Genomic DNA, 1,176 nt, shown 5'->3' on the forward strand with positions numbered 1-1,176 from the left:
GTTTATGGGTTTCTGTTATTTGACGCAAATTGCTTGCCATTCCGTACTGAGCGCACTTAAGATGTTTCGTGCAATTGTTAATGGACCGTATGTTTATTAAGGGCTGTGATGATAATCTACATGGAGGGAGTATGTCTAACCGGCACACAATAGCAATCTCTGATGACCACCCACATATCATATATTCGGTAAAGATGCTGTTCGAAAATAGTGATTTTTTCGTTGTTTCAAACGAAACAATATGTGGGAAAAACTTATTGTCGGGTCTGGCTTCTAAACCAACAGACATAGTTATTACTGATTTTTCATTGAGTTCAGACCGTTCTACGATGGATGGATTTGCCAAGCTTCGTGCCCTAAAGGGGCGATTTCCAGATGTGAAGGTTGTCCTACTTACCTCACAAAGTAATACAGCCATTCTGAGAAGTGCATGCGATTATGGCGTAAAGTCAATCGTTAGCAAATCTGATCCTGTAGAGGAAACGGTAATGGCTTGCCAACACGTCATGACACAACAAGGATATTTCTTTTCTACATCATGTAGCCACATTAGGAATTATCTAATAAAAGGGAAGGAAAAGGGAAGTCCTCTTACGCCTAAAGAGTTAGAAGTGATAAGACTATTCTCTTCTGGATATACCTTGTCAGAAATTGCAGTGCGCCAAAACAGAACCATTAGCACCATTTCCACTCAAAAGTACAATGCGATGCGTAGACTGGGTGTTTCCTCTAACATTGAACTGATACGCTATGCATACGCAAAAGGGTTAATCTAGTTTTAAGTGTTGTAAGGTAAAAATAGTATTTTGTTGGAAAGTGACTTCCATCTATTTCACTTATGGTCATAATTTATTTTTCTATTGCAGTTATTCTTATTTTGTTAGCTACCCAAATGCGCAAGGTGATTAACAGACCTCGCGAGAGAACAGGACAAAGCCTGGTCTCTCGATGCGGAAAACTTTATTTCCCTTCAGCAGTCAGTCTAACGACTTACAGTTTTTCCCAGGCTTTTTTCAGGCCGGTCTCTTCATCGGGATCGGCTCCCTGTGCCGATGTTGCTTCTTCCTCTTCCAGCGATTCACTATCGAAAGAGGGCATCGTTTCCTCAATCATCTGTTCATCAAATGCCGGGTTTAGTGCCGGAGAAAGCGGAGAACTCATCAGGCTGTCTGGCAT

1 protein-coding gene and 1 pseudogene are annotated in these 1,176 nt (G+C 41.3%); one reads left to right on the plus strand and one right to left on the minus strand.

Annotated elements, in window-relative coordinates; translation table 11 throughout:
• Nucleotides 1–131 precede the first annotated feature (131 nt).
• Nucleotides 132–776 carry a response regulator transcription factor gene (locus tag WH277_RS01235; protein ID WP_339456434.1) on the plus strand — a complete coding sequence of 215 codons (645 nt, stop codon included), beginning with the start codon at nt 132–134 and terminating at the stop codon, nt 774–776.
• Between the two features lie 214 nt (nt 777–990).
• Here WH277_RS01235 and WH277_RS01240 read toward each other — a convergent pair.
• Nucleotides 991–1,176: pseudogene (locus WH277_RS01240) on the minus strand (MFS transporter); the annotation flags it as partial.

Origin of the sequence: Erwinia sp. MYb416, assembly GCF_037479575.1 — a bacterium.
Taxonomy (GTDB): domain Bacteria; phylum Pseudomonadota; class Gammaproteobacteria; order Enterobacterales; family Enterobacteriaceae; genus Erwinia; species Erwinia rhapontici.